Source organism: Paracoccus sp. NFXS7, from assembly GCF_040148865.1.
Classification (GTDB): domain Bacteria; phylum Pseudomonadota; class Alphaproteobacteria; order Rhodobacterales; family Rhodobacteraceae; genus Paracoccus; species Paracoccus marcusii.
Genome location: NZ_JAKEKV010000002.1, coordinates 281394 through 301180, shown reverse-complemented (window position 1 = coordinate 301180; position 19787 = coordinate 281394). Strand labels below are relative to the sequence as shown.

Here is a 19787-nt window from a genome sequence, read left to right as displayed (position 1 = left end):
TGCCGCAAAAGGCGCAATTTGTGGGCCCGGTGCAACAGGGCAAGAGGAGACGGACCATGGCTACGGCTGCTGCAAAACCGATGACCAAGACCCAACTGGTGGCGACGATCGCCGAAGAAATGGGCTCGGACAAGAAATCCGCTTCGGCCGCTCTGGACGCGATCGTGGCGATCGTGACCCGCGAAGTCGCCGGCGGCGGCGCGGTGACCCTGCCGGGCATCGGCAAGATCGCCTGCCGCGCCCGCCCCGAGCGTCAGGTCCGCAACCCGCAGACCCAGGAAATGATGACCAAGCCGGCCGACAAGCAGGTCAAGGTCACCATCGCCAAGGCCCTGAAGGACAGCGTCAACAGCTGATCCGCAGATGCTGCGATGACGGATCGGGGTCGTGCCATCGAGCACGGCCCCTTTTCTTTATGTCTTCACCCCACGGCGGTGCTCTGCTAGCCGTTTTGCATCACCTGCAAGAAAGGCCTGGTCCATGGATCTTCGCGCGTTGCTGATGGGTCTGGCCTTCGCGGTGATGTGGGCCTCGGCCTTCACCTCGACCCGGATGATCGTGACCGAGGCGCCGCCGCTGATGGCGCTGGCCCTGCGCTTTGCGCTGTCGGGCGTGGTGGGCGTGATGATCGCGCTGGCCATGGGGCAAACCTGGCGCACCCTGACGCGGACGCAGTGGCGCGCCGTGCTGATCCTGGGGCTGTGCCAGAACGCGCTGTACCTGGGCCTGAACTGGACCGCGATGCAATGGATCGAGGCGGGCCTGGCCTCGATCATCGCTGCGACCATGCCGCTGATGGTAGCCGCCCTGGGCTGGAGCCTGATGGGCGAGCGCCTGCGCCCGATGGGCGTGGGCGGCCTGATCCTGGGCGTGGTGGGCGTCGCGATCATCATGGGCGCGCGCCTGCAGGGCGGCAGCGATCTGACCGGCATCGTCATGTGCTTTGTCGCGGCGCTGGCGCTGGCGGTGGCGACCCTGACGGTGCGGGGCGCCAGTTCGGGCGGCAACGTGATGATGATCGTGGGCCTGCAGATGCTGGTCGGCGCCGTGACCCTGGGCCTGATCGCGCCCTGGTTCGAGACCTGGGACGTCACCTATACCCCGCGCCTGGTCGTGGCGTTCCTCTATACGGTGATCGTGCCGGGGCTGGTGGCGACCTGGGTGTGGTTCATGCTGGTCGGGCGCATCGGCGCGGTGCGCGCGGCGACGTTCCACTTTCTGACGCCCTTCTTCGGCGTGGCCACCGCCGCCCTGTTCCTGGGCGAGGATCTGGGCGCGGGCGACGTGATCGGCGTCGCGGTCATCATGGCCGGCATCCTGGCGGTGCAGCTGTCCAAGGCGCCCCCGGTCAAGCGCCCGCCGCCCAGCTGACGGACCCCTGCGGCCATCGGCGGCGTTGAACCCGCGCCAACCCCTGCGATGATGGTGCCATGCGTCCCGACCAGATCCTGCACCCGACCGAGGCCGGGCTCTATTGCCCGCCCGGCGATTTCTACATCGACCCGGTCCGCCCGGTGCCCCGCGCGCTGATCACGCACGGGCATGGCGACCACGCCCGTGCGGGTCATGGGGCCGTCATGGCCACGCAGCAGACGCTGGACATCATGGCGATCCGCTATGGCGAGGATTTCACCGGCACCCGGCAGGCCGCGGAAGGGGTGGCCCGCATTGGCGACGTGCAGGTCAGCTTTCACCCCGCGGGCCATATCCTGGGCTCGGCCCAGATCGCCGTGATGCCCGACCGCGGCCCCAAGATCGTCGTGTCCGGCGACTACTGCCGCGCCCCGAACCCGGTCTGCGCCCCCTATGAGCCGGTGCCCTGCGACATCTTCGTGACCGAGGCGACCTTCGGCCTGCCGGTCTTCCGCCACCCCGACCCGCTGACCGAGATGACCAAGCTGATCGCCAGCATGGCCGAGTTTCCCGAACGCCAGCACCTGATCGGCGCCTATGCCCTGGGCAAGGCGCAGCGGGTCATCGCGCTGGCCCGACAGGCCGGGATCGACGGTCCCATCGCCATCCATGGCGCGCTGCAGCGGTTGTGCGATTTTCATGTGGAACAAGGGATCGACCTGGGCCCGCTGATCCCCGCCACCGCGAAACAGGTCGATGCCCAGCTGGTCATCGCGCCGCCATCCGCCTTTGCCAGTGCCTGGGTCCAGCGGTTCCGCGACCCGGTGATCGGCTTTGCCTCGGGCTGGATGACGGTGCGGGCGCGGGCGCGGCAGCGGGGGGTGGAGCTGCCCCTGGTCATCAGCGACCATGTCGACTGGCCGCAGGTCACACAGACCATTCTTGAGCTGGCCCCCCAGGAGGTCTGGATCACCCACGGGACTGAAGACGGGCTGATGCGCTGGTGCGAGCTGCAGGGCATCGCGTCCCGCCCCCTGCGCCTGATCGGATACGAGGATGAGCCGGAATGAAGGCTTTTGCCCATCTGCTGGAACGGTTGGCCTTCACCGCTGCGCGCAACGCCAAGCTGCGCCTGCTGCGCCATTACCTGGAGGCCACGCCCGACCCCGACCGCGGATATGCGCTGGCCGCGCTGACCGGTGATCTGAAGCTCAGGGCGGTGACGCCGGGCCTGTTGCGCGGGCTGATGGCGGGGCGGGTGGACGAACAGCTCTTCGCGATGTCCTATGATTTCGTCGGCGATCTGGCCGAGACCATCGCGCTCTTGTGGGACACCGACCAGGATCAGGACGTGCCCCTGCGGGATGCGGTGGCGCTCCTGCGCGACACGGGCCGCGCGGGCCTGCCTGCGGCGATCACCGCGATGCTGGACCGGCTTGGCCCGTCGCAGCGGCTGGCCTTCCTGAAGCTGGCCACGGGAAACATGCGCGTGGGCCTGTCCGCACGCATGGCGCGCATGGCCTTGGCCGAGATGGGCCCCCCCGAGGTCAAGGACATCGAGGAGATCTGGCACGGCCTGACGCCCCCCTATCAGCCCCTGTTCGACTGGATCGCGGGGGGTGCACGCCCCGAACACGCGGCCCGCGCGCCCTTCCGGCCGGTTATGCTCTCCACGCCGGTCGATCTGGATCAACTGCGCGCCTTCGATCCCGCCGATTACACGGCGGAATGGAAGTGGGACGGCATCCGCGTGCAGGCGATCAATGACGGCGGCACGCGGCGCCTCTATTCCCGGACCGGAGAGGATGTGGGCGCGGCCTTTCCCGACCTGCTGGAGGCGCTGAACTTCGACGGCGCGCTGGATGGCGAGCTGCTGGTGCGGCGGGGCGCCGACGTGGCGCCCTTTGGCGACCTGCAGAAACGCTTGGGCCGCAAGGTGGTGGGCCGCGCGATGCTGGACAGCCATCCGGCGGGCCTCAGGGTCTATGACGCGATGATCTGGCAGGGGCGCGACCTGCGCGACCTGCCGCATCACGAGCGGCGCGCGGTGCTGGAGGACGCCGATTTCGGCAGCGACCGGATCGACCTGTCGCCGCTGCTGCCCTTTCGGACCTGGGACGACCTGGCGGCCCTGCGCGCCGACCCGCCCTCGATCGTGATCGAAGGCGTGATGATCAAGCGCCGCGACAGCCCTTACGTCGGCGGCCGCCCGCGCGGGCCCTGGTTCAAGTGGAAGCGCGACCCGATGGTGGTGGATGCGGTGATGCTCTATGCGCAGCGCGGGCATGGCAAGCGGTCGGGATTTTACAGCGACTTCACCTTCGGCCTGTGGGACGGCGACGCGCTGGTGCCGGTGGGCAAGGCCTATTTCGGCTTCACCGATGAGGAGCTGCGCGAGCTGGACCGGTTCGTTCGGAACAACACCACCGAACGTTTTGGCCCCGTGCGCTCCGTTGCGCCCAAGCTGGTGCTGGAGGTCGCGTTCGAGGGGTTGAACGCCTCTCCGCGCCACAAATCCGGGGTCGCGATGCGCTTTCCCCGCATCAGCCGCATCCGATGGGACAAGCCCGCCGCCGAGGCCGACCGGTTGCAGACGCTGAAGGACATGATCCCGTGACGCTGCCCCCCGCGTTCCAGGACTGGTTCGCCCGGCAGGGCTGGCAGCCGCATCCGCATCAGCTGGCCCTGCTGGAGGCCACGGGTGACAGCCTGCTGATCGCCCCGACCGGGGGCGGCAAGACTCTGGCGGGGTTCCTGCCGTCGCTGGTCGAACTGACCGCGCCGCATCGGGGGATGCACACGCTGTACGTCTCGCCCTTGAAGGCGCTGACGGCGGATATCGCGCGCAACCTGTCGCGCCCGGTCGCCGATCTGGGCCTCGACATCCGCATCGAGGACCGCACCGGCGACACCCGCGCCAGCCAGCGCGCCCGCCAGCGCATGGACCCGCCCGACATCCTGCTGACCACGCCGGAATCGCTGGCCCTGATGCTGTCCTATGAACAGGCGCCCGCGATCTTTGGGGGCCTGCGCCGGGTGGTGCTGGACGAGCTGCATGCCCTGGCCGAGAACAAGCGCGGCGATCAGCTGATGCTGGCCCTGTCGCGGCTGCGCGCGCTGGCGCCCGACCTGCAGGTCACGGGCCTCTCCGCCACGGTCGAGGACCCGTCGCGGCTGGCCCGCTTCATGGGCGGTGCCACCGTGATCCACGCCGATCCCGGCCCCAACCCCGACATCGCCATGCTGCCCACCGCCAAGGCCCCGCCCTGGGCCGGCGCGGGCGGGCATTACGCCGTGCCGGACGTGCTGGAGGCCGTGGCGCAGGCCACGACCACGATCATCTTCATCAACACCCGCGCCCAGGCCGAGCTGTTCTTTCAGGCGCTGTGGGCCGCGAATGACGCGAACCTGCCCATCGGGTTGCATCACGGCAGCCTCTCGCGCGAGGCCCGCGCCCGGACCGAGGCCGCGATGGCCGCAGGCGAATTGCGCGCCGTGGTGGCGACCGGCAGCTTGGATCTGGGCATCGACTGGGGCGCGGTGGATCTGGTGATCCAGGTCGGCGCGCCGCGCAACGTCAAGCGGCTGGTCCAGCGGATCGGGCGCGCGAACCACCGCTATAACGCGCCGTCGCGGGCGCGGATCGTGCCCGCCAACCGCTTCGAAGTGATCGAATGCGTGGCCGCCCTGCAGGCCGTGCGCGAACGCGATCTGGACGGCGACGACCGCGGACCGGGGCCGCTGGACGTGCTGTGCCAGCACATCCTGCTGACTGCCTGCGCGGGGCCGTTCGACGCCGATGCGCTGTTCGCCGAGGTCCGCACCGCCGGGCCCTATCGCGACCTGACCCGCGCCGATTTCGACGCCTGCCTGGAGTTCGCGGCGACGGGTGGCTATGCGCTTCGGGCCTATGACCGCTGGCAGCGGCTGATGGAACGCGACGGGCTGTGGCGCCTGCGCGACCCGCGCGCGGCACGAAACCTGCGCATGAACATCGGCACCATCGTCGAGGCCGAGATGCTGAAGGTCCGCTTTCGCGGACGCGGCGGCGCGCCCCTGGGGGAGGTCGAGGAGGGCTTTGCCGCGACCCTGGCCCCGGGCGACACCTTCCTGATCGGCGGGCAGACGGTGCGCTATGACGCGCTGCGCGAGATGGTGGTCGAGGTCACGAAACAGCCTTCGAAGGAGCCCCGCATCGCCACCTTCTCGGGCATGAAGCTGGCCACGTCGACGCAGCTGTCGCACCGGGTGCTGGCGCTGATCGGCGATCCAGCGGCGCATGCGGGGCTGCCCGCCGACACCCGCGACTGGTTGGCGCTGCAGGCGCAGGTCAGCACCCTGCCGCGTCCCGGCACCCTGCTGACCGAGGCGTTTCCCCATCAGGGTCGCTGGCATCTGGCGGTCTACGGCTTTGCCGGGCGCAATGCGCTGCAGACCCTGGGTCTGCTGATGACGCGGCTGATGGAGGAGGCGGGGCTGGCCCCCCTGGGATTCCTGGCCACCGATTACGCCCTGCTGATCTGGTCGCTGGACCCGGTGACCGACCCCGCGCCGCTGCTGGACCGCGACGGCCTGCGCGAGGGTCTGGGCGACTGGCTGGCCAGCAATGCCGTGATGAAGCGCAGCTTTCGCAACGTGGCGACCATCGCGGGCCTGATCCAGCGCAACCTGCCCGGGGCGCGAAAATCGGGGCGGCAGGCGACGTTTTCCAGCGACATCCTGTACGACACGCTGCGCAAGTACGACCCGGACCACCTGATGCTGCGCATCACCGCGGCCGAGGCCAGCCGGGGGCTTGTGGATTTCGGCCGGATCGAGGAAATGCTGGACCGCACCGACCGCCTGGACCATCGCATGCTGGAGCGCGTGTCGCCCCTGGCCGCGCCGCTGATGCTGGAGCTGGGCCGCGTGCCCATCGCGGGACAGGGCCGCGAGCGCATGGCAGAGGCGGAGGCTGCGGCATTGATGGCAGAGGCAGGGCTTTCGTGACGTTCCACCCTTTTGATTTCGACGGTCAGGCGCTGCAGGCGCGGGCTACCGGTGCGCTGTTCTGGCCGGAACGGCGATGGCTGATCGTGGCCGACCTGCATCTGGGCAAATCCGAACGCATGGCGCGGCGCGGGGGTGCCCTGCTGCCCCCCTATGAGACGCTGGAGACGCTGCACCGCCTTCAGGCGGAGATCGCAGCGACCGATCCCGCGGTGGTCGTCAGCTTGGGGGACGGGTTCGACGACGACGCGGCGGGGCGCGCGCTGGCTGACGATGTCTGCGACCGGCTGCGCACGATGGCCCAGGGCCGGCGCTGGATCTGGGTCAGCGGCAACCACGACCCCGGGGCGATCTGTCCCCGCCTGCCCGGCGATACCGCCGAGGCCCTGCATGACGGCCTGATCCTGCGCCACGAGGCGGGTCAGGGGCCGGACGTGTCGGGCCATTACCACCCCTGCATCCGGCTGGCGGGTCAGCGGCGGCGGTGTTTCCTTGTCGGCCGCGACCATCTGATCCTGCCCGCGTTCGGTGCCTATACCGGCGGGCTGGAGGTCACGGACAGGGCGCTGGCCGCGCTGGTGCCGCAGGGGTTGGCAATCGCTTGCGGGGCGCGCGCCCTGCCGGTGCCGGTGGGCATGCGTCGCCGCGCATGAAAAAGGGCCGGCACACATCGCGGCCAGCCCCCGTCATCCTGAGTGGTCTGATCAGAAGCGGAAGTTCGCGCCGATCTTGACGCTGCTCATGGTCATGCTGGCGCGGGTCGAGAGGGTGTCGGTCCCGTCCGAGAACTCCACCCGCTCGTTGCCGAAATCGCGGTACTGGTATTCTGCGAAGATCGACGTGCGCGGGTTGATCATGCGCTCCACGCCCAAGCCGCCCGCGGCACCCGTCGCGGTGAAGCCGCGCGTCTGCGAGAAGTCGCCCGTGCTCAGCGTATAGTCGAAATCACCGCGGGCGACGCCCAGGGTGCCATAGACCAGCGTCTGCGGGTTGACCGCATAGCCGGTCTTGATGACCAGGGTGGCGATGTTCTTCATCTCGCTCTCGACGCGGCCCAGCAGCGGATCACCGATGTCGATGCTTTCGTCGACCGAGCCGAATTCGACGCCCAGTTCAGGACCGAAGACCCAGTTGCCGCGCTGCCAGCGATAGCCCAGCTGCAGACCTGCGGTTGCGCCGGAGATGCCGACATCACCCAGTCCGCCGATCAGGCCCACGTCCTCGCCGTCGATGACCTCGGAGAAACCCACCTGATCCTCGGTGCCGAAGACATAGCCGAGCGACCCGCCCACATAGGCGCCACCCCATGCCGAGGCGATCGGCGCCACGGGTGTCACCGTCACCGGTGCCACGTCGACGACGGGCGACACCACGCCCCCGGCAAGGGCAGCGCCTGCCCCCAGGACCAGGGCCGAGACGGAGGAGAGAGCGAAGAGGCGCATGGGGGATACTCCTGAAAAGCTGGGGCGCGCCCACCGGCTGCGCCCGATCTGCAAATGATATCCGGTCAATCCAGCGCAGAGAATCGGCCCAAGATCAATTAAAACGCGCATTGGCCCCTGTCCCTGCACGCGGTGACGGGCATGGACAGTGACCTTTGGGCAACATGGGCCGTTCAGGTATCCAGGTTCTCGACGTTCAGGGCGTTCTGCTGGATGAACTCGCGGCGCGGTTCGACGACGTCGCCCATCAGCTTGGTGAACAGGTCCTCGGCCTCGGCCACGTCCTCGATGCGGACCTGCAGCATGGTGCGCGCGACGGGGTCCAGCGTGGTTTCCCACAGCTGCTCGGGGTTCATCTCTCCCAGTCCCTTGTAGCGCTGCAGGGACAGGCCCTTCTCGCCCTCCAGGAACACCGCCTGCAGCAGGCCCAGGGGGCCGTGGATCGGCTGGTCGCGATCCTTGCGGATCAGGCGCGCGGGCTTGGCATAGATGTCCTGCATGGCCTGGGTCATCTCGCCCAGTCTGCGGCTCTCGCCGCTGCGCAGCATCTGGCCGTCCAGGGTGCGGTTCTCCTCGACCCCGCGCAGGGTGCGCGACAGGCGGATGCCGGCATCCTGGGTTGGGCGTCCCTGCCAGCCGCGCTCGTACTCCTCGGCGATCTGGTCCAGGCGGGCGGCGATGTCGGTGGCCACGCCCTGGGCGTCCTGGTCGATGCGGCCCGGCACCAGCGCACCGGCGATCGCGGCCTGTTCGGTGATGTGGGGCGGGTAGTGGGTCGGATAGGCGCGCAGGACGCGGCGTGCCACCCGCGCCTCCTCGACCACGCGGGCCAGGTCGTTGCCGGTGATCTCCTCGCCCGAGGCCAAGCGCAGCGATGCCCCTTCGACGCCCTGCTGGATCAGGTAATCCTCCAGCGCGGCCTCGTTCTTTAGATAGACCTCAGACCGGCCGCGCCCGACCTTGTAGAGCGGCGGCTGCGCGATATAGAGATGCCCGCCCTCGATCAGCTCCGGCATCTGCCGGAAGAAGAATGTCAGCAGCAGCGTGCGGATATGCGCGCCGTCGACGTCGGCGTCCGTCATGATGACGATCTTGTGGTAGCGCAGCTTCTTCAGGCTGAACTCGTCGCGCCCGATGCCGGTGCCAAGCGCGGTGATCAGCGTGCCGATCTGGTCGCTGCCCAGCATCCGGTCGAACCGCGCGCGTTCCACGTTCAGGATCTTGCCGCGCAGCGGCAGGACGGCTTGGTTCTGGCGCGAGCGGCCCTGCTTCGCCGAACCGCCGGCCGAATCCCCCTCGACGATGAACAGCTCGGACAGCGCCGGGTCCTTCTCCTGGCAATCGGCCAGCTTGCCGGGCAGGGAGGCGACATCCATCGCCGTCTTGCGCCGCGTCAGCTCGCGCGCCTTGCGCGCCGCCTCGCGGGCCAAGGCGGCCTCGATGATCTTGCCGACGATCTGGCGGGCCTCGGTCGGGTTCTCCTCGAACCACTCTGCCAGCTTCTCGCCGACCAGCCCCTCGACCGCAGGACGGACCTCGCTGGAGACAAGCTTGTCCTTGGTCTGGCTGGAGAATTTGGGATCGGGCACCTTGACGGACAGCACGCAGGTCAGCCCCTCGCGCGCGTCATCGCCGGTGAAGTCGACCTTTTCCTTCTTCGCGATGCCGCTGTCCTGCGCATATTTGCCGATCACGCGGGTCAGGGCGCCGCGGAAACCGGCCATGTGCGTGCCGCCGTCCCGCTGCGGGATGTTGTTGGTGAAGGGCAGGACGGTCTCGTGATAGCTGTCGTTCCACCACATCGCGACCTCGACGCCGATGCCGCCCTTCTCTCCGGTGATGAAGATCGGCTCGGGCATGACGGCGGTCTTGGACCGGTCCAGGTATTTCACGAATTCCTTGACGCCGCCCTCGTAGAACAGCTCGGTCTTCTGGACCTCGGCATGACGCTCGTCCTCCAGGATGATGCGCACGCCGCTGTTCAGGAAGGCCAGCTCGCGCAGGCGGTTCTCCAGCGTCTTGAAGCTATAGTCCAGGTTGCTGAAGGTCCCGTCCTGATGCACGGTCTTGGCCGAGGCCATGAAGCGCACCTCGGTCCCGCTTTCACCCGGCGCATCGCCCACCACGACCAGCGACTTGACGGTGTCGCCGCGCTCGAACCGAACGAAGTGCTCCTTGTCGTTGCGCCAGATGCGCAGCTCCAGCCAATCGGACAGGGCGTTCACGACCGACACGCCCACGCCGTGCAGGCCCCCCGACACCTTGTAGCTGTTCTGGTCGAACTTTCCGCCCGCATGCAGCTGGGTCATGATGACCTCGGCCGCGCTGACGCCCTCTCCGGCATGCATGTCGACCGGGATGCCGCGCCCGTTATCGCGCACGCTGACGCTGCTGTCGGCATGGATCTTGACCTGCACGAAGTCGGCATGGCCGGCCAGGACCTCGTCGATGCCGTTGTCCACGACCTCATAGACCATGTGGTGCAGGCCGGACCCGTCGTCGGTATCGCCGATATACATGCCGGGACGCTTTCGCACGGCGTCCAAACCCTTAAGAACCTTGATGGAATCGGCGTCGTACAAAGCGGGTTGGGCGGCGGTGTCGGTCATGCGTCGGGCTTTCTGTTCGTCATGTCTCGATATAGGCCTTCGCAGGGGCAAAGTCACGGCTTTGGCTGGGTTTTTCGGCCCCGTCGGCGGGTTTTATGCCCGGCCTGCCCAGATCTGGCCCGCACCCAGCACCAGCCCCACGAAAATCAGCAGCCAGCCCGATGCCAGGTTCATCCGCCGCAGCCCCGCGGGAGTCGCCAGACGGGCGCGCAGCGCGGCCAGCGTGGCGCCCATGCCCAGGTTCAGCAGGAACGGAATGGCCCCCGACATCCCCACGATCACCGCGACATCGCGCCCGGTCAGCCGCGCCACGTCGAAGAAACCGGGCAGCACGCCGACATAGAACAGCGCCGCCTTGGGGTTGCCGGCAATGGCCAGCAGGCCCGCGCTGAAGCCCGCCCATCCACCACGCCGGGTCAGGCGGCTGTCGCTGTCCACGGCCTGCCCGGCATGGCGCAAAAGCCCGATGCCCATGCCCAGAAAGACCGCGACCGCGATCCAGCGCAGGACCGACAGCAAGGCCGCCTGATCGCCCACCAGCAACGTCAGGCCAAAGATCGCGATCAGAGGCCAGATCATGTCCCCGATCGCCACCCCAAGCGCCAGCGGCCAGACCCCCGCCCAACCGGACGACAGGCCCCGCGCCATGATCGCCACCCAGACCGGGCCGGGCGTCAGCCAGATCGCCGCCAGCGCGCCCGCATACAGCCAGATCGCCTGCACGCTCAGCGTCATGCGGCCTCGCATGCCGCAGAGGCGCCGTCGGTCTTGGTCACGGCCAGGCTGCGCGCGCGCCGGCCGAACGCGTCGAACAGTTCCGGCCCCGTGCCGGTCAGCAGGGTCTGGGCGGGCAGGTCGGTGATGCGGTCGTAAAGCGCCGCGCGCCGGTCGGCGTCCAGATGCGCCGCGACCTCGTCCAGCAGCAGCAGGACCGGTTGATCCGACAGCGCCCGCGCATTGGCCAGGATCAGCGACAACAGCAATGCCTTCTGCTCTCCGGTCGAGGACTGCGCAGCGGGCATGTCCTGCGGCCCCCAGCTGGCGCCCAGATCGGCCCGATGCGCCCCTGTCAGCGTCCGCCCGGCGGCCATGTCGCGGTGGCGCGTCGCGGCCAGGCGCGCGGCGATGCTGGCGGAGTCGGCATCGTCGGCAAAGCCGTCCTGGGCCAGCAGGGTCAGGCGGGCGGCCGGAAAATCCGTGCCGCCGTCCTGCGCGGCCATGATGGCGGACAGGGCCGCCTGGCGGTTGCGGGTCAGGCCCGCGCCGGCCTCGGCCATCTGCGTCTCCAGTGCGCGGTACCAGCCGGGATCGCCGATCTGATCGCGCAGCAGGCGGTTGCGTTCACGCATGGCCTTGTCATAGGCCAGCGCCAGGTCCGCGTGGTCGGGCATCAGCGACAGGGTCACCCGGTCCAGGAACCGCCGCCGCCCTTCGGGTGCGTCCGACCACAACCGGTCCATCGCGGGCACCAGCCAGATGACCCGCACCAGCCGGGCCAGCGCGGTCTGGGTCACGGGCTTGTCGTCCAGGATGACATGGCGGGGTTGGCCGGGGGGCGCCGCGGTCTCGACCGCGTGATCGCCAAGCGTGGCGCGGAGGCGCCAGCCCGCATCGGGGCCCATCCGCGCCTGGTCTGGGGCGGCCACCGCGCGCAGTCCGCGGCCCGGCGCCAGCATGGACAGCGCTTCCAGGATGTTCGTCTTGCCGGACCCGTTCGGCCCGTGGATCGCCAGGGGGCGGGCGTCCAGCGACAGGTCCAGCCGCGGCCAGGACCGGAACTGGGACAGCCGCAGCGCCGTCAGTGTCACACGCGCATCGGCATGACGACATAGACCGCGCTGAGATCGCTGCCCTCGCGGATCAGGGCGGCGTCGCCCGAGCCGTTGAACAGGAACACCGCATTGTCGCGATCGACCTGGCCCGCGATCTCCTGCAGGTACTTGGCGTTGAAGCCGATCTCCAGCGGCTCGTCGGCATAGGCCACGATCAACTCCTCCTCGGCGGCGCCGGCATCGGGGGCGTTGACCGACAGGACCAGCCGGTCCGCGTCCAGCGACAGCTTGACCGCGCGCGAACGTTCGCTGCTGACGGTCGCCACGCGGTCGACGGCGCGGGCAAAGTCGGCGGCGTCCACCTCAAGCTTGCGGGCGTTGCCCTGCGGGATCACGCGGCTGTAATCGGGGAAGGTCCCGTCGATGACCTTGGAGGTCAGCGTGATCGTGGGCGTGGCAAAGCGGACCTTGGTCTCGCTGACCGACACGGCGATCTCGGCCTCGTCGTCGTCCAGAAGCTTGCGCAGCTCTCCGACGGTCTTGCGGGGCACGATCACGCCCGGCATCGCATCCGCGTTCGCGGGCAGGGGCGCGTCGATCCGAGCCAGGCGGTGCCCGTCGGTCGCCACGCAGCGCAGGACGGGGCCGTCCTCGGACTGGGCCACGTGCATGTAGACGCCGTTCAGATAGTACCGCGTCTCCTCGGTCGAGATCGCGAATTTCGACTTGTCGAACAGCCGGCGCAGCACCGATGCGGGCGCCTTGAAGTTCGCGCTGTATTCGCTGGTGGCCATGACCGGGAAATCGGCCCGCGGCAGGGTCGCCAAGCTGAAGGACGAGCGCCCGGCCTGGACCGACAGTCGCCCCGAGGCGTCGTCGCTGGCCAGCTGGACCAGGGCGCCGTCGGGCAGCTTGCGCGCGATCTCGTTCAGCATCACGGCGCTGACGGTGGTGGCGCCGGGGCGTTCGACCTGGGCCACGGCGCGGTCCACGACCTCGGTGTCCAGGTCGGTGGCCCGGAAGCTGACGCCTTCGGGGGTGGCCTCGATCAGCACGTTGGCCAGGATCGGGATGGTGTTGCGGCGTTCCACGACCGACTGGGCCTGCGACACGGCCTTGACCAGAACGGCGCGCTCGATCGAGAATTTCATCAGTTTCCCCTGTCCCATGGCTCTGCGGCCCCTGCCGGACCTGATGTGTAGCCGCCCGCGCGGGCAGTCACAAGATTTTCGTGATCAGGCTTCCAGCATCCGCTTCAGCACGGCGATGTCCTCGACCATGGCGCTGTCCTCGACCAGCAGCTCCTCGATCTTGCGCACACCGTGCATGATCGTGGTGTGGTCGCGTCCGCCGAAGCGGCGGCCGATCTCTGGCAGGGAGCGGCTGGTCAGCTGCTTGGACAGGTACATCGCGATCTGGCGGGGCCGGGCGACGTTGCGGGCGCGTTTCGGACCCATCATGTCGGCCAGGCGGATGTTGTAATGCTCGGCCACCTTGCGCTGGATGTCGTCGATGTTGATCTTGCGGTCGTTGGTCCGCAGGATGTCGGCCAGGCATTCCTGCGCCACCTCCAGCGTGATCTCGCGGCGCAACAGGCTTGCATGCGCGAACAGGCGCTGCAGCGCGCCTTCCAGGACGCGGACGTTGGTGGTGATGCGATGCGCCAGGAACTCCAGCACCCCCGCGCCGATCTCCAGGTCGGGCTGCTGGGCGCGGAAGGCCTGCGTCTTGGACTGCAGGATGCCCAGGCGCAGCTCATACGTTGTCGGGTGCAGGTCCACGATCAGGCCGCAGGACAGGCGCGACTTGATGCGTTCCTCAAGGCCCTTGATCTCGGCGGGCGCGCGGTCGGCCGAGATCACGATCTGCTTGCCCTGGTCGACCAGCGCGTTGAACGTGTGGAAGAATTCCTCCTGGGTGCTGTCCTTGCCGGCGATGAACTGCACGTCGTCGACCATCAGCATGTTCACGTTCCGGAACATGCTCTTGAAGTCCATGATCGAGCTTTCGCGCAGCGCCTGCACAAAGCGGTACATGAACTGTTCGGCCGACAGGTACAGGACCTGCGCCGACGGGTGGCGCGCCTGATAGTCATGCGCGATCGCATGCATCAGGTGCGTCTTGCCCAGGCCCACGCCGCCATAGAGGAACAGCGGGTTGAAACCCACGGGCCCCCCCTCGGCCACGCGGCGGGCGGCGGCATGGGCTAGCTCGTTCGGCTTGCCGACGATAAAGTTCCCGAAGGTGAAACGGCTGTCCAGCGGCGCGCCCAGATCGGTGCGGGCGGCGCGGGTGGTCGGCGCCTCGGCCGGTTGGCCCGCGGGGGCGGCGGCCTGGGCCGAGGGGCGCGCCGCGGCGCTGCCCACGTCAAAGCGCAGACGCTCGACCGGGGCGCCATGGCGGGTCAGCACCGCCATGATGTCCTTTGCAAAGTGCCGCCCGACCCAGTCAGAGATGAAGCGCGTCGGGCTGACGAATCGCGCGGCCCCGTCGTCGATCGCCATCAGGCGCAGCGGCTTGATCCAGTGGTTGTAGTTGTTCGGCCCCACGCTCTGTTCCAGCTCGGCGCATGCCTGACCCCAGATCTTGTCCATCATCGTCCCGTTTCCCGTCTGTCCCCAATCCCCGCCGGTTGATCCGACGGGACAGAATTCACGTCATCCGGGTGGCACGCAAAAACGCTGCCCCCGCGACCGCGAACGCGGTCGATCAAGGGGCATCAGCCCGTTTTCGGTCCTGGACACAGGTCCCCGGACACCCGGTGGCAGCCGGATGTCGTGAACCCGAAGGCGGAAGAGGTGTTCTTCGCGGCCCGGCCGTCGTCCCGGACGGATCCGAAGATCTGTCCACAGGGCCCGGCCCGTCCCCAAGCGACGTGAATCGCAAGGAGGAAACTAGCCCCAGCTTGTGGATAGCTGCAACCGAACTCTGCGCTTGACAGCAACTTGGTCCAAGCGAATCTGCGATGCCTTTGACTCGATTAACAATTTTCTGAATTGCTTGAATTCGTTCGATTTTTCAAAATGTCGCAGGTGCAGAAACGCAAATCGGGCGCAGGGCTTTCGCCTGCACCCGATGCTGTATTCCGGTGCCCCGAAGGGCGTGGAACGCGTATCTCAGGGCCCCGTGGGGCCTGTGGATCAGTTGGCCGACAGCGCCTTCACGCGGGCCGCCAGGCGCGAGATCTTGCGCGACGCGGTGTTCTTGTGCACGACGCCCTTGGTCACGCCGCGCATCAGTTCGGGCTGCGCGGTCTTCAGCGCCAGCGCGGCCGCATCGGCATTGCCCGAGGCGATGGCCTCTTCGACCTTGCGGATATAGGTGCGGATGCGCGAACGGCGGGCCTTGTTGACGTCGGTGCGACGTTCGATCTGGCGGGCGCGTTTCTTGGACTGGGGCGTGTTGGCCATGGGTGTCTTCCTATCGGGTCAGTTGCATGTCTAAATTTCGAACGTGCAAAAGCCCCATGGCGCCGTCCCCGTTCGGGACGGACATGATTCTTGCCAAAGCGGGCCCACACGCATGTAAGTCGGGGCGTATAGGCCAGCCTTGCCGAAAAGAAAACCCTTATCTGTCGCGGAACTGCGCCTCGCGCTTTTCCAGGAAGGCGGCCATGCCCTCCTTCTGGTCCTCGGTCGCGAACAGCGCATGGAAGGACCGGCGCTCGAACAGCAGACCCTCGCGCAGCGTCGTCTCATAGGCGCGGTTTACGGCCTCCTTGACGGTCTTGGTGGCGATCTGGGACTTTTCGGCAATCTTGCGCGCGGCGGCCATCGCCTCGGGAATCAGCTTGGGGGTGGGCACGACGCGGCTGACCAGACCGGACCGCTCGGCCTCTGCGGCGTCCATGAAGCGGCCGGTCAGGTTCATGTCCATGGCCTTGGACTTGCCCACGAACCGCGTCAGGCGCTGCGTGCCCCCGATGCCCGCGACGACGCCCAGGTTGATCTCGGGCTGGCCGAACTTGGCGTTCTCGGCGCAGATGATGAAATCGCAGACCATCGCCAGTTCGCATCCGCCGCCCAGGGCGTATCCGCTGACGGCGGCGATGATCGGCTTGCGGACCCGGGTGATCGCCTCGATCTGAGCGCCGAACAGGTCGGATTCGTAGACCTCGACGAAGGTCTTGGTCGACATCTCCTTGATGTCGGCGCCGGCGGCAAAGGCCTTCTCGCTGCCGGTCAGGACGATGCAGCGGACCTTGTCGTTGCGGTCGGCATCCGACAGCGCGGCCGACAGCTCGTCCAGAAGCGTGGCGTTCAGCGCGTTCAGCGCCTCGGGGCGGTTCAGCCGGATCAGGGCGACCTCGTCCTCGATCTCCACGATGATGGTTTCATAAGCCATAGGCTTGGACCTCGTTGGCAGATTGCGTGGCCCCCGTCCTAGCAGAGGCCCGCGCAGTCGTCCAATCGTTCACCTCTGGCAGGCGGGACAGTAGAAGGACGACCGCCCCGATTGCACGATCCGCGCGATGGTGCCGCCGCATCCGTCCCGCAGGCAGGGCTGGCCCGCCCGGTCATAGACGCGGAAGCTGTGCTGGAAATAGCCCAGCTCTCCGCTGGCCTGCCGGTGATCGCGCAGGCTGGAACCGCCCGCGGCGATCGCGTCGGTCAGCACGTCGCGGACATGGCCCACCAGCGCCGCGATGCGTGCGGCCCCGATCCGTCCCGCCGCCCGGCGCGGATCGATGCCTGCGCGCCACAGCGATTCGCTGACATAGATGTTGCCCAGGCCCGCGACGATGCGCTGATCCAGCAGCGCTTGTTTCACCGGCACCCGCCGACCGGCAAAGGCCGCCTGCAGATAGGCGGGCGTGAAGACCGGGTCGAAGGGTTCCGGGCCCAGATGGTCCAGCAGGGGATGGGACGCGCCCTCGCGGATCAGGTCGACCATGCCGAACCGTCGGGCGTCGTTGAAGGTGACGGTCGTGCCCGCATCCGTGGTCAGCACGACATGGTCGTGGCGCGCATGGATGCCCGGATCGCGGTGGAACCCCGCCAGGCCCGCACCTTCGACCAGCATGCGGCCGGACATGCCCAGGTGCCACAGGACCGTGCCGCGCCCTTCCAGGTCGGCCAGCAGGTATTTCGACCGCCGCCGCAGCGCGGTGACGGTGGCGCCCGTCAGCACCTGCATCAGGTCCACCGGCAGGGGCCAACGCAGGTCGGGGCGGTTGATCTGGGCGCGGGCGATGCGCGCGCCTTCCAGATGGGGCAGCAGGCCGCGGCGAACGGTCTCGACTTCCGGCAGTTCTGGCAATCGGGTTCCTTTCGTCGCATTGTGCGCGCGGCACGCCGGACCTATCTGGCAATGGAACAGGCAAACGGCAAGCGCATGACGGACAACAGGCAGACCCATTTCGGCTTTCAGACCGTGGACGAGGATCAGAAGGCCGGCATGGTCCATCAGGTCTTCTCCTCGGTCGCGTCGAAATACGACGTGATGAACGACCTGATGAGCGTGGGCATCCACCGCGTCTGGAAGACCGCGATGATGGACTGGCTGGCGCCGCGTGACGGACAGCACCTGCTGGACGTGGCGGGCGGCACGGGCGACGTGGCATTCCGGTTCCTGGACCGGGCGCCGGGCGCGCGGGTCACCGTCTGCGACATGACCGAATCCATGCTGGTCGAGGGGCGCAAGCGTGCCGATGCCGTCGACAAGGCGGACCGGCTGGCCTGGGTCACGGGCGACGCGATGGCGCTGCCCTTTGCCGACAACAGCTTTGACCGCTACACAATCAGCTTTGGCATCCGCAACGTGACGCGCATTCCCGATGCGCTGGCCGAGGCGTACCGCGTGCTGAAGCCCGGCGGCCGCCTGATGGTGCTTGAGTTCAGCCAGATCCCGGTGCCGGCGATGCAATGGGCCTATGACCGCTACAGCTTCAACGTGATTCCGGCGATGGGGCAGGCGGTGACGGGCGATCGCGACAGCTATCAATACCTGGTCGAATCGATCCGCAAGTTTCCCGACCAGGACAGCTTTGCCGCCCTGATCCGTGACGCGGGCTTTGACAGGGTGCAGTGGCGCAACCTGTCGATGGGCATCGCCGCCCTGCATTCCGGCTGGAAATTGTAGGCATATGCGCGGTCCCCACAACATCTTGCGTCTGATCAGGACAGGTGCGACCTTCGAACGGACCGGTGCGATGGCCGCCGTCCTGGACGCGGTCGATGCGCCGATCCGCCTGCGCCTGGCCGCGCGGGTCATGGGCTGGCCCTTCCGCTGGCTGGGCTACAAGGGCGATCCGACCCTGCCGCCGATCACCCGGGCGATCACCGCGCTGGGGCCGGCCTACATCAAGTTCGGGCAGATCCTGTCGACGCGCGCCGATGTCGTGGGCCCGGAAATGGCCGGGCAGCTGCGCATGCTGCAGGACCGCCTGCCGCCCTTTCCCACCGACCTGGCCAAGAAGGCCATCGAGGCCGAGCTGCGCGCCCCGGTCGACCAGCTGTTCAGCGAATTTTCCGAACCCGTCGCCGCCGCCTCGATCGCGCAGGTCCACCGCGCCCGCGTCCGCGAGACGGGGCGCGAGGTCGCGGTCAAGGTCGTGCGCCCCGGCATCGGGGCCGCGTTCAAGCGCGACATCGACGCGTTCCATTTCGGCGCCCGCCTGATCCAGCTTCTGTCCCCCGGCACCCGCCGCCTGCGGCCGCGCGACGTGGTGAGCCATTTCGAACAGACGGTCACCGGCGAACAGGACCTGCGCCTTGAGGCTGCGGCCGCGTCGGAATTCGCGGAAAACACGGCGCGGGACGCGGGCTTTCAGATCCCCATGCCGCATTGGGCGCTGTCGTCGCGTCGCGTGCTGACCGCCGACTGGGCCGAGGGGCTGCCGATGGGCGACCGCGACGCGCTGATCGCCGCAGGTCACGACACGACCGAACTGGCGCGCCGGGTGATCCAGCTGTTCCTGTCGCATGCGCTGCGCGACGGGTTCTTCCATGCCGACATGCATCACGGCAACCTCAAGGTGGCGGCGAACGGCGACATCATCGCCTATGACTTCGGCATCATGGGAGAGATCGACGAATACACCCGCCGGGTCTATGCCCAGATCCTGTACGGGTTCATCCAGCGCGATTACCGCCTGGTCGCGCGCGTGCATTTCGAGGCCGGATACGTCCCCCGCGACCGCGACGAAGCCGCCTTCGCCCGCGCCCTGCGTGCCGTGGGCGAGCCGATCTTCGGTGCCGATGCCAGCCGCATCAGCATGGGCAACCTGCTGTCCTATCTGTTCGAGGTGACGGAACGCTTCGGCATGCCCACGCGGACAGAGCTGATCCTGCTGCAGCGCACCATGGTCGTGGTCGAGGGCGTGGCCCGGTCGCTGGACCCGCAGCTGAACATCTGGGACGCGGCCAAGCCGGTGGTGTCCGATTACATCAAGGCCAGCGTCGGCCCCAAGGCCGCGATCAGCGACCTGACCCATATCGCGCAGACCGTGGGCCGGTACGGCCCGCTGCTGCCACGGATGATCGAGCAGGCCCTGTGGGAACGCGCCCACCCCGAGGAGGCGCGCCTGACCCTGATCCAGCCGCGCAGTTCCGGGACGCTGCTGCTGGTCGCGATCCTGGCGCTGGCGGCGGGGGCGGGGATCGGCCTGTCGCTGTAGGGCG

17 protein-coding genes are annotated in these 19787 nt (G+C 68.2%); 8 read left to right on the top strand and 9 right to left on the bottom strand.

Annotation, left to right across the window (positions count from 1 at the left end; all coding sequences use genetic code 11):
* Positions 1-56: 56 nt before the first annotated feature.
* From LZ686_RS06180 to pdeM, 6 genes are all read left to right on the top strand, one after another.
* Positions 57-356, top strand: a complete 300-nt coding sequence (locus tag LZ686_RS06180) for an HU family DNA-binding protein (RefSeq protein WP_042246023.1) — start codon at positions 57-59, stop codon at positions 354-356.
* Positions 357-480: 124 nt separating this feature from the next.
* A complete protein-coding gene (locus LZ686_RS06175; RefSeq protein ID WP_349547287.1) occupies positions 481-1371 on the top strand; it encodes a DMT family transporter in 891 nt (296 codons plus the stop codon).
* 59 nt (positions 1372-1430) lie between these two features.
* Entirely contained in the window at positions 1431-2423 is a 993-nt protein-coding gene (locus tag LZ686_RS06170; protein ID WP_349547286.1) for a ligase-associated DNA damage response exonuclease, read from the top strand.
* Entirely contained in the window at positions 2420-3970 is a 1551-nt protein-coding gene (locus tag LZ686_RS06165; RefSeq protein ID WP_349547285.1) for a cisplatin damage response ATP-dependent DNA ligase, read from the top strand. The genes LZ686_RS06170 and LZ686_RS06165 overlap by 4 nt, the downstream gene beginning before the upstream one ends.
* The gene (locus LZ686_RS06160) at positions 3967-6342 is read left to right on the top strand and encodes a ligase-associated DNA damage response DEXH box helicase (RefSeq protein WP_349547284.1); all 2376 of its coding nucleotides are present in this window, start codon (positions 3967-3969) and stop codon (positions 6340-6342) included. The genes LZ686_RS06165 and LZ686_RS06160 overlap by 4 nt, the downstream gene beginning before the upstream one ends.
* Positions 6339-6995 carry a ligase-associated DNA damage response endonuclease PdeM gene (pdeM, locus tag LZ686_RS06155; RefSeq protein ID WP_349547283.1) on the top strand — a complete coding sequence of 219 codons (657 nt, stop codon included), beginning with the start codon at positions 6339-6341 and terminating at the stop codon, positions 6993-6995. Before LZ686_RS06160 ends, pdeM begins: the two co-directional genes overlap by 4 nt.
* A gap of 51 nt (positions 6996-7046) precedes the next feature.
* Here pdeM and LZ686_RS06150 read toward each other — a convergent pair whose 3' ends face one another.
* The 9 genes from LZ686_RS06150 to mutM all read right to left on the bottom strand — a co-directional run bounded on the left by LZ686_RS06150 (position 7047) and on the right by mutM (position 17424).
* On the bottom strand, positions 7047-7784 hold the full coding sequence (locus LZ686_RS06150; RefSeq protein ID WP_349547282.1) for an outer membrane protein: 738 nt from the start codon (positions 7782-7784) through the stop codon (positions 7047-7049).
* Positions 7785-7957: 173 nt separating this feature from the next.
* Positions 7958-10393 (bottom strand): DNA topoisomerase (ATP-hydrolyzing) subunit B, encoded by a 2436-nt coding sequence (gyrB, locus tag LZ686_RS06145; RefSeq protein WP_349547281.1) that lies wholly within the window; start codon positions 10391-10393, stop codon positions 7958-7960.
* Positions 10394-10486: 93 nt separating this feature from the next.
* A complete protein-coding gene (locus LZ686_RS06140; RefSeq protein ID WP_045982301.1) occupies positions 10487-11128 on the bottom strand; it encodes a LysE family translocator in 642 nt (213 codons plus the stop codon).
* Positions 11125-12201 (bottom strand): DNA replication/repair protein RecF, encoded by a 1077-nt coding sequence (gene recF / locus LZ686_RS06135; protein WP_349547280.1) that lies wholly within the window; start codon positions 12199-12201, stop codon positions 11125-11127. Before recF ends, LZ686_RS06140 begins: the two co-directional genes overlap by 4 nt.
* Positions 12198-13316: a DNA polymerase III subunit beta gene (gene dnaN, locus LZ686_RS06130; protein WP_046000572.1), complete on the bottom strand. Its 1119-nt coding sequence runs from the start codon at positions 13314-13316 to the stop codon at positions 12198-12200. Before dnaN ends, recF begins: the two co-directional genes overlap by 4 nt.
* Positions 13317-13400: 84 nt before the next feature.
* Complete coding sequence (gene dnaA, locus LZ686_RS06125) at positions 13401-14762, bottom strand: chromosomal replication initiator protein DnaA (protein ID WP_045982304.1); 1362 nt, start codon at positions 14760-14762, stop codon at positions 13401-13403.
* Positions 14763-15305: 543 nt separating this feature from the next.
* Positions 15306-15575: a 30S ribosomal protein S20 gene (gene rpsT, locus LZ686_RS06120; RefSeq protein ID WP_045982305.1), complete on the bottom strand. Its 270-nt coding sequence runs from the start codon at positions 15573-15575 to the stop codon at positions 15306-15308.
* A 157-nt stretch (positions 15576-15732) separates the two neighbouring features.
* Positions 15733-16509 carry an enoyl-CoA hydratase gene (locus tag LZ686_RS06115; RefSeq protein ID WP_046000574.1) on the bottom strand — a complete coding sequence of 259 codons (777 nt, stop codon included), beginning with the start codon at positions 16507-16509 and terminating at the stop codon, positions 15733-15735.
* 69 nt (positions 16510-16578) lie between these two features.
* Positions 16579-17424, bottom strand: coding sequence for a bifunctional DNA-formamidopyrimidine glycosylase/DNA-(apurinic or apyrimidinic site) lyase (gene mutM, locus LZ686_RS06110; RefSeq protein ID WP_046000575.1), 846 nt, complete (start codon positions 17422-17424; stop codon positions 16579-16581).
* 75 nt (positions 17425-17499) lie between these two features.
* On the opposite strand from mutM, the gene ubiE reads away from it, so the two are divergent.
* Both ubiE and ubiB read left to right on the top strand, forming a co-directional pair.
* Positions 17500-18246 carry a bifunctional demethylmenaquinone methyltransferase/2-methoxy-6-polyprenyl-1,4-benzoquinol methylase UbiE gene (gene ubiE / locus LZ686_RS06105; RefSeq protein WP_046000852.1) on the top strand — a complete coding sequence of 249 codons (747 nt, stop codon included), beginning with the start codon at positions 17500-17502 and terminating at the stop codon, positions 18244-18246.
* 4 nt (positions 18247-18250) lie between these two features.
* Positions 18251-19783 (top strand): 2-polyprenylphenol 6-hydroxylase, encoded by a 1533-nt coding sequence (gene ubiB / locus LZ686_RS06100; RefSeq protein ID WP_273744075.1) that lies wholly within the window; start codon positions 18251-18253, stop codon positions 19781-19783.
* Positions 19784-19787 lie beyond the last annotated feature (4 nt).